This window comes from Pseudarthrobacter linnaei (genome assembly GCF_055412825.1).
Window position 1 is genome coordinate 165,901 of record NZ_JBVAYX010000006.1, and the last position, 17,103, is coordinate 183,003.

Below are 17,103 nucleotides of genomic sequence, written 5' to 3' on the forward strand. Positions count from 1 at the left end.
CCGGCGCCGGGACACCGGCGACAGCCGATGGCGCCGGTAGTAAGGTGGCAGCCACACTTCAGTCAGCAAGGACCCAGGGGGCAGCAGTGAATGACAACGTTGCGACCCGCGAGCGAATGACCGGTCTGCCAGGCATGGCCGAGCTTCTTCTCGTCCGGCACGGCGAGAGCCAGGGAAACGTCGCCGCCACGCTGGCGCACCAGTCCGGGGCACACGTCATCAATGTTCCCGCGCGCGACGCCGACGTGGAGCTGTCCGGAACCGGGCGCAAGCAGGCGCTGGCGCTGGGCGGCCTGCTCGCCGGGTTCCCGGCGGACGGGCGTGCCGCCGTGTGGAGCTCCCCGTATCTCCGGGCGCGCCAGACGGCGGAACTGGCAGTCCACACCGGCGGCTGGACTACGCAGGTCCTGCTGGACGAACGCCTCCGTGACCGTGAGCTCGGCATCCTGGACATGCTTACCTCGGCCGGGGTGGAGGCCCGACTCCCCCAGGAAGCGGAGCGTCGGCGTTGGCTGGGCAAGTTCTACTACCGCCCGCCCGGCGGGGAGTCGTGGGCCGACGTCGTCCTCCGCTTGCGCTCCCTGCTGGCCGATCTGGACCGCCTGTACCCCGGCCAGGGGGTGCTGCTGGTCTGCCACGACGCGGTCATCCTGCTGATCCGCTACGTCCTGGAAAGACTGACGGAGCGCGAACTGCTGGACATCGCCGCCACGACCGCCATTCTCAATGCGTCGGTGAGCCGTTTTGTCCGGCCCGGCGGCACCGGCCCGTGGCAGCTGGAAAGCTTCAACGTGGCAGACCACCTGATGAGCGAGGGAGTCCCCGTGACCGAACATGCCGGAGATGCCAGTGTCCACCCGCGGTAAGACTGCCTCCGGGTCCGGGCCGAAGTCGGCCCGCCCCGAATCCGTGACGCCGACCCTGCTGCGGGCCTGGCCGTTGCCCGGCGGGGGCTCCGGCAAGGACGACCGCGGATCGGTGCTGGTAATCGGCGGGGCGCGGATGACGCCGGGCGCCGCGCTGCTCGCCGGAGTGGCCGCGCTCCGCTCCGGCGCCGGCCGGCTCACCCTGGCCGTGGCGGAATCCGTGGCCGTGCAGCTGGCAGTCGCGCTGCCCGAGGCGGGCGTGCTCAGGCTGCCTGAAACCGCGTCGGGCACGGTCAAGGGCTCCGCGGCAGCCGCTGTCCTGGCCTCCGCGGTTGAGTCCGCGGACGCGGTCCTGATCGGCCCTGGCCTCGACGACAAGGACGAGGCCACCGCCCTGCTCCGCGGGCTCCTCAAGGTGCCCGCGGGGAAGCAGCCGCCGGCCATCATCCTCGACGCCTTCGCCCTGGGCAGCCTGCCCGAGCTGGCCGGCGAGCTGGGCCCCTGGGCGGGCCGGCTGATCCTGACCCCGAACGTCACCGAGGCGGGCATCCTGCTGGGGCGCGACGCCGGGCACCTCGCCCGGGACGTGCCGGAACTCGCGGAGAAGTACGGCGCGGTGGTGAGCTGCCAGGGTGTGATCGCGCGGCCCCGCGGGGCCGGCGACAAGGCAACCCGCGGGGCGGGCGGCAAGGCAGCCGGCGGGGCGGGCGGCAGGGCTGCCGGCGGGCCGGGCGGCAAGGCAGCCGGCGGGGCGGGCGGCAGGGCTGCCGGCGGGGCGGACTCTGGAGCGGGGGCATCGCTGTGGGAAATCACCACCGGCCACAGCGGCCTGGGCACCTCGGGCTCCGGCGATGTGCTGTCCGGGACGATTGCCGGTTTGCGGGCGCGGGGCGCCACGGACGGGCAGGCCGCCTGCTGGGGCACCCACCTGCATGCGAGCGCCGGCGACCGGCTCGCGAGCCGTCTGGGCGGCCTCGGCTATCTCGCCCGGGAACTCACGGAGGAACTGCCGCCGCTGATGGTGGAGCTCGGCTCCTGAGCCTTCCCGACCGGGCTCAGCCGCTCCAGTCGCCGCGTTCCTGCAGGACTTCCTTAAGTAGGTCCGCGCGGTCGGTGACGATCCCGTCCACGCCGAGGTTAAGCAGCCGGTGCATTTCCACCGGGTCGTTCACGGTCCAGACGTGCACCTGCAGCCCGTGCCGGTGGGCGCGACGGACGAAGCCGGGGGTCACCACGGTCACGGCGCCGTAGCGGACCGGAACCTGCAGGGCGTCGACGCCGCGGAGCGCACGACCGGCCGTGAGGCGAAGCAGGGGTGCGGGGAGCACCGGTCCGAGCAGGACGAAGAGGGCGTTGGACACAAGGCCGGCCGAACTCGCAACGGGGCGGCTCAGCTGCTTCAGCACGGCCCGGCGCCGGCGGTCCGAGAAGCTGGCAATCAGTATGCGGTCATGCAGGCCGAACCGTTCGATCGCCGCGGCCACGGTGTCCACCGAATTCCAGTCCTTGACGTCGAGGTTGAAACGGACGTCCGGGAACGCCGCGGCGAGTTCCTCAAACAGCGGGATGGGTTCCGCGCCGCCTATCCTCGCCCGCGCCACAGCCTCGGCCGGGAGTTCCGAGATCCGGCCGCGTCCGTCCGTGACCCGGTCCAGAGTTTCGTCGTGGAACACCAACAACACACCGTCGGCCGTGGTGTGCACGTCCGTCTCCAGATGCCGGAAACCCAGGTCGACGGCGGCGCTAAACGCCGCCATGGAGTTCTCCAGACCGTCCCGGGAGAAGCCCCGGTGCGCCATGGCCACGGGACGTACCGGACCGTCACCGGAGGCAAAAAAGGGGTGCGGGGTGCTCACTCCTGAAGCCTATCCGAGTCCTGCGGAGCCGAGCGCGGCTGCGCACGGAGCAGCAGGGCAAAGCTCGGCTCGGCGCGGGGCGGCAGGGCAAAGCTCGGCTCGGCACGCGGCGGCCGGCGAAGGGGCCGGCAGGGCGGCCGGCGAAGGGGCCGGCAGGGCGGCCGGCGAAGGGGCCGGCAGGGCTGGATCCGTTGGAGGGTTGGATCAGCTGGCGGGCGGGAGGATCATCACGCCGTCGCTGCAGTGCAGGAGCGTGCGGCCCCGGCCGCCGTCGAGGTCCACCCAGACCGCGGTGCGGTCCGCCGTGACGGCGTCCACCCGGCCCCCGGTTTCGTAGCCGGGCGCCAGCCGGACACTGACGCGGTCGCCCTGCTGCAGGCTCTTCCAGTGCGCGTCAGGCGCCGCCGGGCGCAGGGGCGTGTCGTCCATGTTTTTCGTGCGGTACCTGGCCATGATGTCCCACCGTCAGTCAGCTGATCCGTCGTGAGATTCCAACGTAGGACGCCAAGATGAACGCCAGTTGACCGCCAGCTGGGAGTACGGTGCCTGCGCGGGCCGGCTCCTGCGGGGCGGGTTGGCGAGGTGGCGGGCGTAGGTGCGGGGCTGGGGCGCTGGTCATGGCAGCCGGGCCGGGGGTGCCGGGCCAGGGGCGCTGGATCCCGGAAGCTGGTCAGCGAAGCCCTGGTCAGCGAAGCCGGGCGCCTAGTGCTGCGAGCTTGGCCTCGAGGATCTGCGCGACGCCGTCGTCGTCGAAGTGCGGGGCCTGCTGTCCGGCGGCGAGGATTGCCTCCGGGTGGCCGCTGGCCATCGCGTAGCCGTCTCCGGCCCAGCGCAGCATCTCGATGTCGTTGGGCATGTCCCCGAACGCCACGACGTCGGCCGCGTTGATGCCCAGGGTGGCCGCGTATTCGGCGAGGGTGACGGCCTTGTTCACACCGGGCAAGGACAGCTCCAGGAGGGCCATGTTCGGCGCCGAGTGCGTCGCGGCGGCCAGGTGGGCGACGGCGGGGGTCACCTCAGCCAGGAACTCATCGGCCGTGCCCTCCCGGACGATGGCCATTAACTTCACCACGGAATCCGAGGCCGTAAGGGTGCTGTGCAGCGGCGCGGGAGTGAGCTCGGCCAGCGACGGGCTGCTGCCGGTGTTGAGGAACCCCGGTTCCAGGTGGAAGCCGGTCAGGGTCTCGGCGGCGAAGACGGCCGAAGGGCGCAGCCGCTGGATGATGCGGCGTGCCTCAAAGACGGCGTCGAGCTGCAGGCCCCGGGACGAAACGAGGCGGTCGGCCTCAAGGTCCCAGACGACAGCGCCGTTGGAGCAAATGACGGTTCCGGAGTGGCCCAGCCGGTCCTGCAGCGGGTGAAGCCAACGCGGAGGGCGGCCCGTGACGAAGACCAGTTCGACGCCGGCGTCCCGGCACGCGTGGAACGCCCGGACGGTCCGGTCACTGATCTTGCCGTCGTGGCCGAGGATCGTTCCGTCGATGTCACTTGCTACCAGCCGCATACTGCCAGTCTACGTTGGCGGTGCCGGGGCGCTTTCCCGGCGCGCGACGTCGCCTACAGCGGCCCGCGCCTGCCCGAACCGGCGCGCGCCGACGTCGAAATCGTGGGACCGGTGCCCCGTCGCCGGAACGTTACGGCGACAGGGCAGGTCTCCAGCGAATTCGGTGGAGGGGGCAGGTAGTGGTGGCGGCTGGCGTGGCGGCCGGCCGACGTCGAAATCGTGGGACCGGTGCCCCGTCGCCGGAACGTTACGGCGAGCGGGCAGGCTTCCGGCGAATTCGACGGCCGGGGCGGGGGCGGCAGCGGCGAATTCGACGGCCGGGGCCGGGGTGGCTGCGGCGACGGCCAGGGCGGGGGCAGCGGCGATGGGGTGGCTGCGGCGCCGGCGTGGCTGGGGCGCTTGCGACCGACGTAGACGGCGGCCCGGGGCTAGTGGCGTTCGAAGATGCCGGTCAGGCTTGCCTTGGCCAGGGTGTGGGGGGCGAGATGCGCTTCGAGCTTGGCGGGGCGGGCTCCGGCATCGAACCCGGAAGTCGCGATGTCGAGGGCGTGGACCGTCACGATGTACCGGTGCGGGCCATGGCCTCGGGGCGGGGCAGCCCCCAGATAGCCGGTACTGCCGCCGTCGTTCTTGAGCTGGAAGGCGCCCGGCGGCAGGTGTCCGCCCTGGCGTGAGCCTGCCCCGGCCGGCAGGGACGTGATGTCCGAGGGGAGGTCCAGCACGGCCCAGTGCCAGAAGCCACCGTGGCCGGGGGCGTCGGGGTCGAACACCGTGACGGCGTAGCCCCGCGTTCCGGCCGGCGCGCCTCGCCAGGTCAGCTGCGGGGACTCGTCCTTGGCCCCGGCCCCGGTAGAGGCGCCGCGCTGGGCCGTCGGCAGGGTTTGGCCGTCCTGGAATGACTCACTGCTGACGCGGAAGGACGGGGCATCGTGGTGTGCCATGGCTGCCTTTCAGTTGCTGGGGAGTTCTGCACTTTGAGGGTCACTGCGGGAGTCCGTGGCGTGGGGAGCCTGCGCGCGCTGCTCCGTCCGGGTCAGTTCCGCACGGGTGGGCGGGTTGGCGCCGGCCCGGGACACCGTGACGGCGGCAGCACGCGCGGCGTGGGCGAGGAGGCCACGGAGGCTTTCGGCGGAAAGCTCGCGCAGGTCGTTGCGGTTCTGCGCCCCGGCCAGGCCCAGGTCCACCACGCCGGAGAGCAGCGCTGCCATGAAGGAATCCCCGGCGCCGACGGTGTCCGCGACCATCACGGACGGCGCCGGGAAGTGCGCCTCGCCGGCGGCATTCACGCCCCAGGGGCCTTCGGCGCCGCGGGTGACCACCACCATCGCCGGGCCCTCCGAGCCGCCGAGTTTCAGCCAGCGCCGGGCCGAGTCCAGCGGATTCTCGCCCGGGTAGAGCCATTCGAGGTCCTCGTCCGAGGCCTTGACCACGTCCGCCAGGGTGACGAATTTCTCCGCCTGCCGGCGCGCGTAGTCCACGTCGGTGATGATGCTGGGTCGGCAGTTGGGGTCGAAGCTGATGGTCGCCGAGGGATGGGCGTGCTCGACGGCGGCCAGCACCTCTGCGGCCCCGGGAGCCAGCATGGTGGCAATCGAGCCGGTGTGCAGGAGCGTTGTTGCCTGCAGCATGAGCGGCAGCCGGTCCGCGAGTCCGGGCAGTTCCCAGGCGAGCTCGAAAGTGTAGCTGGCGGCGCCGTCGTCGTCGATCAGGGCGGTGGCGACGGACGTCGGGAGCCCGTCAGGGGCCAGCGGAAGCAGTACCGAGCTGGACTTCAGGTGGGCGGCCAGCGATTCGCCGTAGGCGTCGCGGCCGTAGCGGCCGATGAACTGCACCGGATGATCCAGCCGGGCCAGCCCCACGGCGACGTTAAGGGGGCTGCCGCCGACATGGGCCTGGACACCGGAGGAACGCTGGACCACATCGACCAGGCCCTCGCCAATAACTGTGAGCATGCTCATACTCTGCCAGAGAACGGGGAACGGCGCCCCAGTGTTTCGGTGCGCGGCTGTTCCGTTCAGGCCGGGAAGGCAGCGGAGCCGGGGGCGCTGTCCACCGGGATGCCGGCGGGCCCGGCCTCGTCGAAATCCGCGTCGATGTGGACCACGTCCCTGCCGGCGCGCTGCAGCAGGCTGGCCGCGATGCCTGCCCGGTAGCCGGAGGTGCAGTGCACCCATAGCTTCCCTGCGGGGACGGAATCGAGCCGCCGCAGCAGTTCATGCAGCGGGACATTGACCGCTCCGGCCACCCGCGAGGCGGCGTACTCGTCGGCCCGCCGCACGTCGACGACCATGTCGCCGGGAGACCGGCCGGCGAGTACCCCGTCCCAGTCCACGCGGGGGTAGGAGGCCAGCGCTGCGCGGGGCGCCAGGGCATGCGGGTCCGTTCCAAGCGCGGCATCCGGGGACTCGATGCCGATCCGGGAAAGGTCGCGGATGGCGTTTTCCACGTCCTCGCGGGATCCCACGAGAGTCAGCTGCTCGCCCCACGGCAGGATCCAGCCCAGATAGGTGCTGAAGTTGGTGCCGTATTCGAAGCTCACGCTGCCCAGCAGGTGGTTGCTGGCGAAGGCCACGCGGCGGCGCAGGTCCACCACCCACTCGCCGTCCTCCAGCCGGCGCATGAGTTCCGTGGCGTCGAGGGCCTCCGGCACGGTCAGGTCCGCCGGGCCGGGGCCGGCGGTGTTGGCGACGCCCATGTGGGCGTAGTACGACGGATAGGCCGTGAGGTTCGCGATGAGTTCCTGGACGAAATGGTCCTCGTCCGGGTCCGTCAGGGCGTGGTTGCTGGTGAGCTGCTCGCCGATGGTGGAGGATCCGGCGCCGCTGGCCGGGCCGGAGGAGCAGAACGAGCCGAACCCGTGGGTCGGGAACAAGGCGGCTTCGGGTGTGGCCTCCCCGACGAGACGGCGCACGGAAGTGTACTGGTCATGCGTCAGGCCGAGCGTGTCCCCGGCGCCGACAAGGTCAGTACGTCCGACCGAGCCGTAGAGCAGGCTTCCGCCGGAGAAGACGGCCTGCTGCCGGCCGTCGTCAACGATGAAGGACAGGTGGGTGTGGGTGTGCCCGGGGGTAGCGACGGCCTTGACCGTCAGCGCACCGACCCGGACGGTCTGCCCGTCCGTGATCGGCTGCCGCTCGAATTCGACCGGGTCGGCGGCGTTCACGAGGTACATCGCGCCGTGCGTGCGGGCCAGTTCGAGGCCGCCGGTGAGGTAGTCGTTGTGGATGTGCGTTTCGGCGACATGCGTGATGATCACGCCGGCTTCGCGGGCGGCCTCGTCGACGCGGTCCGTGTCCCGCTGCGGGTCGATGACCAGCGCCACGGAGCCGTCATGGACGAGGTAGCTGCGGTCCCCGAGTTCGGTGGTCTCAATGACAATGACGTCCATGATTCACTCCTGGCTGGTCAAGGAACGGTCGGCCGCGGGGCGGCCGGCTGCGCACACTCCATGATCAAACCCCCTGGGGTATGAACGCAACCCCTTGGTCCGTCACAGCAGAACGGCGCGGCCCGGCGGGGCTACCGTGCCGCCCAACCGTGCCGCCCAACCGGCGCGGCCCGGCGGGGCTACCGTGCGGGGTCGTCCTGCTGGTAGACGTCGGGAATCCCGTCCATGTCCGCGTCGACGCTCTCCGCTTCCTGGACCTCCCGGTACTGCCGATTCCGGGTCCGCAGCACCAACATGGCCAGCAGGGCGGCCAGCACGGATGCCGCCAGAATGCCCACCTTGGCGTGGTCGTCGGGGACACTGCCCTGGCCGAAGCTCAGCTCGGCCACCAGGAGCGAGACGGTAAAGCCGATGCCGGCCAGCAGGGACACTCCGAAGACGTCAATCCACTTGAAACTGGTGTCCAGCCGGGCCTTGGTGACCTTGGTGAGCAGCCAGGTGGTGCCCATGATGCCGATGGGCTTGCCGAGAACCAGCGCCATGATGATGCCGACGGCCACCGGGTCGGTCAGCGCCGAAACCAGCCCGTTCCAGCCGCCTACGGCCACACCCGCGGAGAAGAACGCGAAGATCGGCACGGCGACGCCGGCCGAGATTGGGCGGAACCGGTGCTCGAAGATCTCCGCGAGTCCCGGACCGGCCTCCGGGCCGCCGCTGGCCTGGGAGCGAAGGACCGGAACCGCGAAGCCGAGTAGTACACCGGCGACGGTGGCGTGGATTCCCGAGGCATGGACGAGGGCCCAGGCAACCGCACCGATGGGCAGCAGAATCAGCCACGCGGCCGGGGCCTTCATCCCGAAGAAACGCCGGTACTTATGCGCCAGGAAGGCGTAAAGGGCCAGCGGAATCAGGGCGAGCAGCAGCGGTGCCAGCTGGAGGTCACTGGTGTAGAAGACGGCGATGATGGTGATGGCGATCAGGTCATCCACCACGGCAAGGGTCAGCAGGAAGATCCGCAGGGCGCTGGGCAGATGCGAGCCGATGATGGCCAGCACGGCGACGGCGAAGGCGATGTCCGTGGCGGTGGGGATGGCCCAGCCGCGCAGGGTCTCCGGGCTTGCGAGGTTGACGACCATGTAGATCAGCGCCGGGATAATCACCCCGCCGGCGGCCGCTGCAACCGGAACGATCGATTTGTTCAGCTGCCGCAGGTCCCCGGCGACGAACTCACGTTTGAGTTCGAGTCCGACCAGGAAGAAGAAGATCGCCAGCAGCCCGTCGGCCGCCCAGGCGCCCAGGCTGAGTTCCAGATGCCACGGTTCGTAACCGAACTTGAAGTCCCGCAGGGCGAAGTAGCTCTCGGAAACCGGCGAGTTGGCCCAGACCAGGGCGATCACGGCGGCGGCAACCAGAAGGGCGCCGCCGACGGTCTCCTTCCGGAGGATCTCTCCGATCCGGAGGGATTCGGCGTAGCTGCCACGGCCGAAGATCGTCATGCGCGGCCGGGTGGGGGGAGGCGTGGGGCTCATGCGGGGAGTCCTAAAAGTTGGGTCGACAGAACTATGCCGACCAGACTTCCCGGCGCACCTGCAACCCAGTCTAGTGGGTCATTGCATGGTGCTGAACCGTTCGGCCTTGGCTTTCCTGCCCTGGACGATGATCTGGTCGTCGTCGTAAAGCACCGTCTGAGCGGTGGTATGGCCCCAAGTGCCGCCGGGTCGTTTCACGGCCACAATGGTGACGCCGAACTTGTCCCGGAGCGCAAGCACGCCCAGCGGCCGGTCGCGGGCGGCGGCCGGCGGGCTGGTGCGGATCATGACGAAGTCGTCCTCGAATTCCACATAGTCAAGAATCGAGCCCAGGACCAGGTGTGCGACGCGCTTGCCCATGTCGTGTTCGGGCCGGATAACGTGCTCGACGCCGAGCTGGCCCAGGATCTCGGCGTGCGGTTCGCTAATGGCCTTCGCCCAGATCTGGGGACGCTGGAACTTCAGGATCCGCGATGTGGTCAGGATGCTGGCTTCGATGTCCGAGCCAATGCCGACCACGGCACGGTCAAATTCATGGACCGAGAGCTGGCGCAGCACCTCTTCCTTGGTGGAGTCGGCCCTGACCACGTGGGTGAGTCGCCCGTTGTAGGACTGGACAATTTCTGCGCTGGCGTCGATGCCGAGCACCTCGGTACCCTGCGCCTCCAGTTCCAGGGCCAGCGAGCCGCCGAAGCGGCCCAGGCCGATGACCACCACCGAGGACGCCTTGTCACTGGCGGCAGCGGAGTGGGACGAGAAGATATTCCTAGCCAATGAGGGGCCTTTCCTTGGGGTACTCGAAGAGCAGGGGTCGTTCGCGCAGGGCCAGGGCTGCGCCCAGCGTGACCGGACCCAGTCTCCCGACGAACATGAGCAGGATCAGCACGAGCTGGCCGGCGGGCGGCATGCCGGCGGTGATGCCGGTGGAGAGCCCGACCGTGGCGAAGGCCGAAATGACCTCGAACAGAATCCGTTCCTGTCCGAAGTCGGTGATCAGCATCAGGAACATCGTGGAGCCGGTGACGAGGGCGATCGCCAGCAGCACTACGGTAATGGCCTGGCGGTGCACCGCGCGGGAAAGCCGCTTGCCGAAGACGTTCACGGCCGTTCCGCCCTGCAGCTCGGTGCTGAGAATGAAGAACAGAACGGCGAACGTAGTGATTTTCAGGCCGCCGGCCGTGCCTGCCGGGCCGCCGCCGATGAACATCATGATGTCCATGCCCAGCCAGGACACGGGATTCATCTGGGCGATGTCGATGCTGTTGAAGCCTGCGGTGCGGGTAATGACCGACTGGAAAAAGCCGGCCAGCATGCGCTCGGCAGGATGGAGGCCGCCCAGGGTCGCCGGGTTGGCCCATTCGACGGCGGTGAGGAAGACGGTCCCGCCGGCCAGGAGGAGCCCCGAGCCGACGAGGACGAGTTTGGTGTTCATGCTCCAGTGGATAGGACGCCGGTACTGGCGGCCGAGTTCGAAGAGGACCGGGAACCCGAGTCCGCCAATGATCACGGCGGCGGCTATCGGCAGGCAGATCCAGGGATCGCCGACGAACCCCATCAGGTTGTCCGAGTACAAGGCAAACCCTGCGTTGTTAAAGGATGAGATTGAGTGGAATACGCCATGCCAGAGCGCCTCGCCCAGCGCATAGCCGTACCCGGCCATGAAGCGGACCGTGAGGATCAGCGCCAGCGCGGTTTCCACGGCCACACTGATGAGCAGGACGCCGACCAGCACACGGCGCACGTCACCGAAGCCGCTGCTCTTCGTTTCGGTGGCGGCGGATATCCGGGACTTCAGGCCCAGCCGGCGTGCGGTCAGGACCCCGAGTAGCGTGCCGAAGGACATCACGCCGAAGCCGCCGATCTGGATGAGGACCAGGATGACCACCTGGCCGAAGCCGCTCCAGAAGACGGGTGTGTCCACGGTGATCAGGCCGGTGACGCAGACGGCGGAGGTGGCGGTGAACAGCGCCTCCAGCAGGCTGGCCCCGCCTCCGCCTGCCTTGGCCACCGGGAGCAGCAGCAGCCCGGTCCCCACGGCGACGGCAGCGGCGAAGCCCATTACGATCACCTGGGCCGGGTGGCGCGGCGCGAACACGCGGAGGAACCGGGTGAGGCCCGCAGCCAGGGCGCGCGGAACCGCGGGAACTTCGACTTGCATAGGCGCCACGCTACCACCGGGCACCGGCCGCTGCGGACGGGAATCAGCCGAGCAGCAGCTGCACGAGTTCGCGGCACTTCCGGTAGGCGGCGGCCTTCGGGTCGATCAGGGCGAAATGGTCGCCCGGGACCTTCAGGAGCTGGATCGGGGCTCCGGCGGACTTGGCCGCTGCCGCGTAGGTGTCCGACAGGCTGGCGGGAACGTCGTCGTCGTCCGTGCCGTGGACGGCATAGACGGGGACCGTCAGCGGCACTGCGCTCATCGGGTCCGCATACTTATGCCGTTTCGGGTATCTCTCGGAGGAGCCGCCCAGCAGGTTACTGACCGCGCCATTGCTGAGGTTCAGGCGTTCGGCTTCGGCGAGGTTGAGGACCCCGGACTGGCTGACGACGCCGGTCAGGTGCACCGCGCCGGCGTCGCCCCTGCGCAGCAACTGGCGGTCCGCGTCCGGGGCGCCGAGCTGGGCGAGTCGGGCCCGTCCCGCAGCCCAGACCGCAAGGTGCCCGCCCGCGGAGTGTCCCAGCGCCACGACCCGGTCCAGGCCGAGGCCATGTTCGCCGGCGACGTCGCCGAGCTTGTCGATTCCGGCGAGCAAGTCGGAGAAGGTATGGGGCCAGCCGCCGCCGTTCCCGGCCCGGCGGTACTCCAGGTTCCAGGCGGCCATGCCGTGCGCCGCGAGGTCCTTGGCCAGGGGTTCGCCGAGTTCCGCGCCGTACTGCGAGCGCCAGTAGCCGCCGTGGATGACCACCACCACGCCCTTGGTGCCGTCGGCCGCCGGCAGGAAGAGCTCCCCCCACTGGCTGGGATCGTCGCCGTAGCTGTACCTATGCCGCTTCACAGTGTCCTCCTTGGGGCCCGGTGAACAGGCGGCGGTGGCTGCCCCCAAAGTCACCGTCGCTGCGGCCGCGATCAAAGCCCGACGCCGCACATCAGCCATATGAGGAGCCTACCTTGAGCGCTGCGCGGCACGGCGTAAGGCGGCACCGGCCCGGGTTCCCGGGCCTATCCGTGCGGGGGTGTCACCCCCTCCGCCGTCGCACCCCGGCCGTAAGCTGGATGCATGGCGAGCAACTGGGATCGACTGGACCCGAAACTGCGCGAGTCCGTGCAGGAAAACGTGGAACTCTACGAGCGGGTGCGCCCTGCCCTGAAGCTGGTCACCCGCGAGGTCCTGCTGACGCTGCGGAGCATGCTCAAGGGCACCGAGGTGACGCCGTTGTTCGTTACCGGCCGCACGAAGACGGTCGAATCCTTCCGCGAAAAGATCTCCCGCATTGAGGAGCCGCTGGAACCGGGCGGCCCGCCCGTGCTGAAGTTCCCGGATCCGTTCCGGACCCTGAATGACATGGTGGGGATCCGGGTGATCACGAAGCTGCCGGCGGAAAACGCGGTGGTGGCCAACCTGATCAAGCGCCAGCGCCAGCTCTTTGACTGCCGCGGCGACCGCGAGAAGGACATCGGCTCGATCGAGTCGGGGACCTACGGCTATTCCAGCCGCCACCTGATCCTGCGGACCATCCAGAACGAGGCCGTCAAGGAGTACCAACAGGTCTTCAACTCGGAGGTCCAGTCGAACGGCAGCTACTTCTTCGAATGCCAGATCCGCACCGTGTTCGCGCACGCCTGGAGCGAGATCGAGCACGACATCCGCTTCAAGGCCGAGGACCCGCGGGCCTGGACCCCGCACTTCGACCGCCAGTTCACCGCCACCGCCGCAATGCTGGAAACCGTGGAGGGTGCGTTCGCTGACCTTCACGAACGCTACGAAGAGGTCCGCAGTTACTGGGACATGGACGGCGAAGGCGCCACGCAGCTCACGCCGAACCGGATCCGCGACGTCTGGCGCACGCTGCTGCCGCACGTGGACCGGAAGGTCGACGACGACTGGGGCTGGGCTGCCGAACTGATGGCCGCCCACGGCCTCAACCAGACCATGCAGCTGGCCGGGCTGCTCAGCGCCAACCGGATCACCGAGGTCCGCAGGGCCCTGGACCACCGCTACTCCCCCGGACCGGACCGGCTCCTCGATGACCTGCTGCTGTGGCAGTACGGCACCAAACACATCGAACTCACCGCCGAAGCGGCCGACGCCGTCCCGCACCCGCGGCGCGACAGCCTCCAGCGGCGGCTCAAGCAGATCGAGCGCTACCGCCTGACCCAGGGGTAGCGGAACGCCGTCCCTACAGTTCGGTTGGCTCCAGGCGTTCCTCGAGCACGTCAGCGGTTGAGTCCCCGGAGTGGACCAGCCGAACCCGGTAGGCGGCTTTGCCGGGCGTTTCGGTGACCGCCCCGACCAGTTCGGTCCCGCGGTAGAGCAGGCCCACGCCGTCGTCGGTGCAGTGGGTCTCCCCCAGGGTTCCGTCCGCCACCAGGCGGTGCACGAGCGGGCGCCGTGCGGCTTCGGAGTCGTAATGGACCCCGTTGTCGTAGGGAAGCAGTCCCAGTCCGTTGTCCACGGCGCGCAGCTCGGGCCCGAATGAGTCGGTGGTCCCGCCATTGAACCAGCAGATCGACCCGGCCGAGACGCCGGCCAACACCACCCCGGCTTCCCAGACGCGCCGGAAGATCGAGTCCAACTCATGGGCGCGCCAGACGGCGAGGAGGTTGACGACGGAACCGCCGTTGACCCAGACGAGGTCCTGGCCGAGCAGGTATTCCTCGACGTTGGCAACGTTGGGCATGGTGAACAGGTTCAGATGCGTGAGCTGGAAGCCGGCAGCGTTGCCCGCTTCGCTGATTTCGTTGTTGAACCACCGCTGATCGCCGCTGGCGGTGCCGACGTGGGCAACCCTGGGCGTCCGCCCGGTGACACCGGACAAATCCACGGCGTGATGGACCAGCTTGTTGAACTCCAGGCGGGTCCGCTCCCCCGGCTTGTATCCCCCGGAGGTCGCAAGAATGGTCGGACTTCCGGCAGCCATGAAATTCTCCTGGGTCGGGAATACTGTCTCGGCTCTGAGACTACCCAAGCCCGCGGAATCGCCCGGCAGGTTTCCGGCGAGCCAGCCGGAAAAAGTCGGCGGCTGCCCTAACTGCGGGCGTAGGTGAGGCAAGCGGCGTTGTCGACCCAGGAGGCATGATCGTCGGCGCCAATCGTGTGGCCTTGTCGCCGGGTTGCAGCTGGCATCTTATGCCCCGGGGCCCTGAAACCGTGCGACGTACTTTCGCTGCCACGGAGTTTCGACGGCGCCCCGGCGGTAGCGCTCCCGCACGAAGGCGACGGCCTCCGCGGGCGGCACGCCGTCCAGGACCGCGAGGCAGGCCAGGGCGGTGCCGGTCCGGCCGCGGCCGCCCCAGCAGGCGACTTCCACCCGCTCGGTCTCGGCCCGGCGCCAGGCCTCCTGGAGCGCGTCCAGGGTGTCGGCGTCGTCGACCGGCAGGCGCAGGTCCCGCCAGCGGACCCACCGCGAATCCCACGGCACCGGGGCCGGGCGCCGTCCCAGCAGGTACAGGCCAAACTCGGGTCGCGGCCCCGCAGGAAGCGGCTTGAGCAGCCCGCGGCCGCGGATGAGTCGGCCGGACGGCAGTTCCAGGACTCCGCCCCGGTCCGGGTCCCAGGTCTGCGTCATGTTTCTGAGCGTAGACCTTCCGCCGGCAACACGCACCGCCTGCGTTCCTGCCCGGTTACTCCACGGCCGCACCCGGAAAACACTGCGAATCCGGGGGCAAGCCGGACTTTTCCGGGTCCTGACAGAAGTAACTGGGCTGGAGCGCAGCCTAGTGGCCGGCGCCGAGCTTTCCGCCGAGACGTTCGCGCATCAGGATGCTGGCGTCGTTGAGCCCGATGATCAACACGACCTTGCCGTGGTGGCGGTATTTCGCGGTGATGGCGTCCAGGGCGGCGATCGTCGAGGCATCCCAGAGGTGGGAGGCGTGCATGTCGATGACCACGTGCTCGGGGTCCAGCGCGTATTCAAACTGCGTGTAGAGGTCGTTGGAGGAGGCGAAGAACAGCTCGCCGTCCACCACGTAGGTTGCTGTTTCGTGGCCGCCAATGGTCTTGACGGACCGTTCGACCGTGACGAAGTGGGCGACCCGGCGGGCGAACATCACCATGGCCACGAGCACGCCAACGCCGACGCCAATCGCGAGGTTGTGGGTGGCGACGGTGACGATCACGGTGGCAACCATGACGATGGTCTCGCTCTTGGGCATCACCTTGAGGGTGCGGGGGTGGATGCTGTGCCAGTCGAAGGTCGCGACCGAGACGAAGATCATGACGGCCACCAGAGCGGCCATGGGGATCAGGGAGACGATGTCACCCAGGACCACCACCAGGATGAGCAGGAAGACACCGGCGAGGAACGTGGAGATCCGGGTCCGCGCGCCGGAGGCTTTGACGTTGATCATGGTCTGGCCGATCATCGCGCAGCCGCCCATGCCGCCGAAGAAGCCGGTGACAATGTTCGCGACGCCCTGGCCCCAGGCCTCGCGGGTCTTGTGGGATCGGGTGTCCGTGACGTCGTCGACGAGCTTGGCCGTCATGAGGGATTCGAGCAGCCCAACGAACGCCATGGCGAGGGCGAAGGGGAAGATGATCTGCAGGGTCTCGAGGCTGAACGGCACGTTGGGGATGAACAGTGACGGCAGGGAATCAGGGAGTTCGCCTTTGTCGCCCACGGTCGGAACCGCGACGGCGGCGAACACGGTGATCAGAGTGAGGACCACGATCGCGACGAGCGGGGCCGGCACGGCTTTGGTGAGCTTCGGCAGGCCGAACACGATGACCAGGCCAAGGATAACGAGCGGGTAGACCAGCCACGGGACACCCAGCAGCTCAGGAACCTGGGACAGAAAGATCAGGATGGCCAGGGCGTTGACGAAGCCGACCATGACCGAGCGCGGGATGAACCGCATGAGTTTCGCGACGCCGGAGAGGCCCAGGACGATCTGAAAGATACCGGCGAGGATCACGGCGGCGATGAAGTAATCCACCCCGTGGGACTTCACCAGCGGGGCGATGACGAGGGCAATCGCACCGGTGGCCGCGGAAATCATCGCCGGGCGGCCGCCGACAAAGGCGATGGTGACGGCCATCGTGAAGGAGGCGAACAGCCCCAGGCGCGGATCGACTCCGGCAATGATCGAGAACGCGATCGCCTCCGGGATCAGGGCCAGGGCGACGACCAATCCGGCGAGGACCTCGGTCTTCAGCCGGCGCGGTGACTTAAGGGTTCCCCGGACGGACTGAAGTTGTTCCGGGGTGAACACCGGGGGGTGTTCGGCTTTGGTGACGGCCATTTTCTGGCTCCGATCATGGTCAAGAAGACGCGCGTCAGCGGCTCCGTTTTGCTAATGAATGAGGGGCGCAGCGCCGCGCCGGCAAGGGGGAAACCAGTCTGAAAGTTCTCAACCCCACTATCCAAACCCTACCCTAACGTGATGGTAGGGTTTAAATCCGAACAGGACGGAGACCCTGATGACGGCCAAAACCAGCAGCGCCAGCACCATGCACATCGGCGAATTGGCCGAGCGGACCGGACTGTCCCTGCGGACCATCCGCCACTATGACGACGTGGGACTCCTGCCCGCGACAGCGCGGACGGACGGCGGCTTCAGGGTGTACTCGCAGGATGATTTCGAACGGCTTATGGTCATCAAGCAGATGAAGCCGCTGGGGTTCCCACTGGAGGAAATGGCCGAGATCCTGGGCCTGCTCACGGACGGACCGGGCGCACCGGGGTCCGCCGTCCGGATCGCGGAAATCCTGGAACAGGCAGCACACCAGCGCGCCAAAATGGCCCGCAACCTGGCACAGGCGGACGACTTCATCTCCATGCTGCGCCGCCTCGGCGCCTAGCA

General features: G+C 68.9%; 17 protein-coding genes. 4 read left to right on the plus strand and 13 right to left on the minus strand.

The annotated features are described in order from the left end of the window. The first annotated feature begins 116 nt into the window (after positions 1–116). Together ACZYZ3_RS08400 and ACZYZ3_RS08405 are read left to right on the plus strand one after the other, a co-directional pair. A complete protein-coding gene (locus ACZYZ3_RS08400; protein ID WP_463963422.1) occupies positions 117–866 on the plus strand; it encodes a histidine phosphatase family protein in 750 nt (249 codons plus the stop codon). Further along, the gene (locus tag ACZYZ3_RS08405; protein WP_463963365.1) at positions 844–1,905 is read left to right on the plus strand and encodes an ADP-dependent NAD(P)H-hydrate dehydratase; all 1,062 of its coding nucleotides are present in this window, start codon (positions 844–846) and stop codon (positions 1,903–1,905) included. The genes ACZYZ3_RS08400 and ACZYZ3_RS08405 overlap by 23 nt, the downstream gene beginning before the upstream one ends. Before the next feature lie 16 nt (positions 1,906–1,921). Here ACZYZ3_RS08405 and ACZYZ3_RS08410 read toward each other — a convergent pair whose 3' ends face one another. The 10 genes from ACZYZ3_RS08410 to ACZYZ3_RS08455 all read right to left on the minus strand — a co-directional run bounded on the left by ACZYZ3_RS08410 (position 1,922) and on the right by ACZYZ3_RS08455 (position 12,139). Then, positions 1,922–2,665 carry a glycerophosphodiester phosphodiesterase family protein gene (locus ACZYZ3_RS08410; RefSeq protein ID WP_463963423.1) on the minus strand — a complete coding sequence of 248 codons (744 nt, stop codon included), beginning with the start codon at positions 2,663–2,665 and terminating at the stop codon, positions 1,922–1,924. Between the two features lie 261 nt (positions 2,666–2,926). After that, entirely contained in the window at positions 2,927–3,175 is a 249-nt protein-coding gene (locus ACZYZ3_RS08415) for a hypothetical protein (protein ID WP_463963366.1), read from the minus strand. Positions 3,176–3,407: 232 nt separating this feature from the next. Further along, positions 3,408–4,226, minus strand: a complete 819-nt coding sequence (locus ACZYZ3_RS08420; RefSeq protein ID WP_463963367.1) for an HAD family hydrolase — start codon at positions 4,224–4,226, stop codon at positions 3,408–3,410. Positions 4,227–4,654: 428 nt separating this feature from the next. Then, positions 4,655–5,167, minus strand: coding sequence for a YbhB/YbcL family Raf kinase inhibitor-like protein (locus tag ACZYZ3_RS08425; RefSeq protein ID WP_463963368.1), 513 nt, complete (start codon positions 5,165–5,167; stop codon positions 4,655–4,657). 9 nt (positions 5,168–5,176) lie between these two features. Beyond that, positions 5,177–6,178: a carbohydrate kinase family protein gene (locus ACZYZ3_RS08430; RefSeq protein WP_463963369.1), complete on the minus strand. Its 1,002-nt coding sequence runs from the start codon at positions 6,176–6,178 to the stop codon at positions 5,177–5,179. Between the two features lie 62 nt (positions 6,179–6,240). Further along, complete coding sequence (locus ACZYZ3_RS08435) at positions 6,241–7,614, minus strand: MBL fold metallo-hydrolase (RefSeq protein ID WP_463963370.1); 1,374 nt, start codon at positions 7,612–7,614, stop codon at positions 6,241–6,243. 179 nt (positions 7,615–7,793) lie between these two features. Continuing rightward, entirely contained in the window at positions 7,794–9,143 is a 1,350-nt protein-coding gene (gene nhaA, locus ACZYZ3_RS08440; RefSeq protein ID WP_463963371.1) for a Na+/H+ antiporter NhaA, read from the minus strand. Between the two features lie 78 nt (positions 9,144–9,221). Then, the gene (locus ACZYZ3_RS08445; RefSeq protein ID WP_463963372.1) at positions 9,222–9,917 is read right to left on the minus strand and encodes a potassium channel family protein; all 696 of its coding nucleotides are present in this window, start codon (positions 9,915–9,917) and stop codon (positions 9,222–9,224) included. Then, entirely contained in the window at positions 9,910–11,301 is a 1,392-nt protein-coding gene (locus tag ACZYZ3_RS08450) for a TrkH family potassium uptake protein (protein WP_463963373.1), read from the minus strand. The genes ACZYZ3_RS08445 and ACZYZ3_RS08450 overlap by 8 nt, the downstream gene beginning before the upstream one ends. A gap of 43 nt (positions 11,302–11,344) precedes the next feature. Further along, positions 11,345–12,139 (minus strand): alpha/beta hydrolase fold domain-containing protein, encoded by a 795-nt coding sequence (locus ACZYZ3_RS08455; protein WP_463963374.1) that lies wholly within the window; start codon positions 12,137–12,139, stop codon positions 11,345–11,347. Positions 12,140–12,361: 222 nt separating this feature from the next. On the opposite strand from ACZYZ3_RS08455, the gene ACZYZ3_RS08460 reads away from it, so the two are divergent. Next, positions 12,362–13,468, plus strand: coding sequence for a GTP pyrophosphokinase (locus tag ACZYZ3_RS08460; protein ID WP_463963375.1), 1,107 nt, complete (start codon positions 12,362–12,364; stop codon positions 13,466–13,468). 13 nt (positions 13,469–13,481) lie between these two features. Here ACZYZ3_RS08460 and ACZYZ3_RS08465 read toward each other — a convergent pair whose 3' ends face one another. From ACZYZ3_RS08465 to ACZYZ3_RS08475, 3 genes are all read right to left on the minus strand, one after another. Continuing rightward, the gene (locus ACZYZ3_RS08465; RefSeq protein ID WP_463963376.1) at positions 13,482–14,222 is read right to left on the minus strand and encodes a Type 1 glutamine amidotransferase-like domain-containing protein; all 741 of its coding nucleotides are present in this window, start codon (positions 14,220–14,222) and stop codon (positions 13,482–13,484) included. Between the two features lie 207 nt (positions 14,223–14,429). Continuing rightward, positions 14,430–14,870 (minus strand): protein-tyrosine phosphatase family protein, encoded by a 441-nt coding sequence (locus tag ACZYZ3_RS08470; RefSeq protein ID WP_463963377.1) that lies wholly within the window; start codon positions 14,868–14,870, stop codon positions 14,430–14,432. Positions 14,871–15,018: 148 nt separating this feature from the next. Next, positions 15,019–16,542 carry a SulP family inorganic anion transporter gene (locus ACZYZ3_RS08475; protein ID WP_463963378.1) on the minus strand — a complete coding sequence of 508 codons (1,524 nt, stop codon included), beginning with the start codon at positions 16,540–16,542 and terminating at the stop codon, positions 15,019–15,021. 178 nt (positions 16,543–16,720) lie between these two features. On the opposite strand from ACZYZ3_RS08475, the gene ACZYZ3_RS08480 reads away from it, so the two are divergent. Next, positions 16,721–17,101: a helix-turn-helix domain-containing protein gene (locus ACZYZ3_RS08480; RefSeq protein WP_463963379.1), complete on the plus strand. Its 381-nt coding sequence runs from the start codon at positions 16,721–16,723 to the stop codon at positions 17,099–17,101. Positions 17,102–17,103: the final 2 nt, after the last annotated feature.

Coding starts and splice junctions, on each gene's coding strand:
- ACZYZ3_RS08400 (WP_463963422.1), top strand. CDS start 117: ATGACCGGTCTGCCAGGCATGGCCGAGCTTCTTCTCGTCCGGCACGGC.
- ACZYZ3_RS08405 (WP_463963365.1), top strand. CDS start 844: ATGCCAGTGTCCACCCGCGGTAAGACTGCCTCCGGGTCCGGGCCGAAG.
- ACZYZ3_RS08410 (WP_463963423.1), bottom strand. CDS start 2,665: ATGGCGCACCGGGGCTTCTCCCGGGACGGTCTGGAGAACTCCATGGCG.
- ACZYZ3_RS08415 (WP_463963366.1), bottom strand. CDS start 3,175: ATGGCCAGGTACCGCACGAAAAACATGGACGACACGCCCCTGCGCCCG.
- ACZYZ3_RS08420 (WP_463963367.1), bottom strand. CDS start 4,226: ATGCGGCTGGTAGCAAGTGACATCGACGGAACGATCCTCGGCCACGAC.
- ACZYZ3_RS08425 (WP_463963368.1), bottom strand. CDS start 5,167: ATGGCACACCACGATGCCCCGTCCTTCCGCGTCAGCAGTGAGTCATTC.
- ACZYZ3_RS08430 (WP_463963369.1), bottom strand. CDS start 6,178: ATGCTCACAGTTATTGGCGAGGGCCTGGTCGATGTGGTCCAGCGTTCC.
- ACZYZ3_RS08435 (WP_463963370.1), bottom strand. CDS start 7,614: ATGGACGTCATTGTCATTGAGACCACCGAACTCGGGGACCGCAGCTAC.
- nhaA (WP_463963371.1), bottom strand. CDS start 9,143: ATGAGCCCCACGCCTCCCCCCACCCGGCCGCGCATGACGATCTTCGGC.
- ACZYZ3_RS08450 (WP_463963373.1), bottom strand. CDS start 11,301: ATGCAAGTCGAAGTTCCCGCGGTTCCGCGCGCCCTGGCTGCGGGCCTC.
- ACZYZ3_RS08460 (WP_463963375.1), top strand. CDS start 12,362: ATGGCGAGCAACTGGGATCGACTGGACCCGAAACTGCGCGAGTCCGTG.
- ACZYZ3_RS08465 (WP_463963376.1), bottom strand. CDS start 14,222: ATGGCTGCCGGAAGTCCGACCATTCTTGCGACCTCCGGGGGATACAAG.
- ACZYZ3_RS08470 (WP_463963377.1), bottom strand. CDS start 14,870: ATGACGCAGACCTGGGACCCGGACCGGGGCGGAGTCCTGGAACTGCCG.
- ACZYZ3_RS08475 (WP_463963378.1), bottom strand. CDS start 16,542: ATGGCCGTCACCAAAGCCGAACACCCCCCGGTGTTCACCCCGGAACAA.
- ACZYZ3_RS08480 (WP_463963379.1), top strand. CDS start 16,721: ATGACGGCCAAAACCAGCAGCGCCAGCACCATGCACATCGGCGAATTG.